Consider the following 1,706-nt stretch of genomic DNA (forward strand, 5'->3'; position numbering starts at 1 on the left):
CCGGTCGTCGGCGGCGGCGTGCAGGACCTTGGCGAGCACGGCGCGTTCGCGTACGGCGCCGGGGCGGGCGGCGGCCCGTTCGGCGGCGCGTTCGGCCTCCTCCAGGAGGTCGGCGCCGCCCTGCACCTCCCACAGGCGCAGCACGCAGCGGGCGTACTCCGCCCAGAGTTCGGTGTCGTCGGGGGGCGGCGGGGTGTGCTCGGCGGCGCCCCTGAGCAGCTGTACGGCGTCGATCAGGCGCTGCACCATCTTGTCGGCCTCGAAGAGGCGGACGAGTTCGCGGGCGCGGCGGACGGCGAGGCCGCCGGTCTGCGGGGTTCCGGAGGTCCGGGGTTCGCGGGTGACGAATTTGGGGGGCACGGGCATGAATCGCTCCAGTACGCGGGCTGCGACTTCGGCAAAGGCGTGGGGGACGCGCGGGGTCGCGCGCCGGTCGTCCTCCCCGTTCCCCTCGGTCTCCTCACTCTCGTCGGCGTCCTCCGCCTCGGCTTCGGCGTCCGGGTTGGTGTCGCCGGGGGCCGGCCAGGCGGGGGCCGGGCCGGTGGTGCCGTCGCCGAGCTGGGCGTAGGCGAGGGCCGGGAAGTTGGGGCCGCCCTTGCCGAACCGCTGCTCTATGTATTGCGAACAGTGCTTGAGTACGAGCAGAGCCTCGTCACGGCCGAGGGGTCCGAGGAGGGCTTCCTGGACGTCGGGTTCGAAGGCGTACCACTGGCCGCGCCCGGTGCCGCCCTCCGTCCGCCTGAGGAGTCCGCTCAGCAGGACCTCGGCGAGTTCGGAGGGTCCGGAGTGGGGCAGCATCGTGCGCTGCACGAGTTGCATGACGGGCAGGTAGAGGGGGGCCGCCGCGAGGTAGACGGCGAGCTGTCCGGCCACCGGGGAGGCCGTCGAGCGGAACCGGCTGACCAGTTGCAGCGAGGAGAGGGTGTCGCCCCGGCGGCGGGCGGGGGCGGGTGGCTGGTCGGCCCGGACCCAGCCGACGGCGCCGGGCACGGAGGCCGCGCCGGTCCCGGAGAGCAGCCGCGCCCAGGCGGCGAGCGCGTCCGCCACCGGGGGCAGTACCGGTACGGCGAGGGCGCCGGGGTGGGCGGGGCGCGTTCCGGCGTCGCCGGTGACCTTGAGCAGGGTGGCTCCGGCGGGGCCCTCGCCGCGGGTCAGCGAGCCGAACGTGACGGGCAGCCGGGTCCGGTTCCACATGCGCTGGGGCAGCGGCTGGAGCACGGCGACCGGGGCGAGCCGGGCGAGCTGGTGCAGCAGCCGGTGGGCGTGGCCGCTGCGCCAGAGCGGGCCGGCGCAGTCGCTGACGACGACGGTGACCCGGCGGCCGGTGGGGTCGCTGAGCCGGTCCGCCGAGTGCAGCGGGGCGGCGGCCGGGTCGGGGCTGCGGCTGACGGTGCAGCCGCCGTCCGGGCCGGGGTGCAGGTAGCGCATCTGCACGTCCCGGAACGCGCCGAGCTGGGCGAAGATCTGCTGGAGTTCCTCGAACAGCCGGTCCCAGACCAGCATCGAGGAGGAGGCGTCCATCACGCACTGGACGACGGCGTCGCCCCGGCGCACGCCCCGGAACACCGGCATGACCATGCCGCCGGCGCGGGCGCTGCGTTCGGCGGTGGCCCGTTCGTCCAGGACGCGGCGCTTCGGCGCGGAGACGGGCCGGTAGCGCTGCAAGGGGCGCAGGGCGCGGGTCAGTTCGAGGGGCGCGGGCAGCA

At 75.8% G+C, this 1,706-nt stretch carries 1 protein-coding gene; it reads right to left on the reverse strand.

What is annotated here, in order from left to right:
* The coding region (locus MHW47_RS35180) for an SAV_2336 N-terminal domain-related protein (protein ID WP_275449969.1) at positions 1-1,706 on the reverse strand (1,706 nt) is incomplete at both ends.

Source organism: Streptomyces sp. OfavH-34-F, assembly GCF_022347745.1.
Lineage (GTDB): Bacteria > Actinomycetota > Actinomycetes > Streptomycetales > Streptomycetaceae > Streptomyces.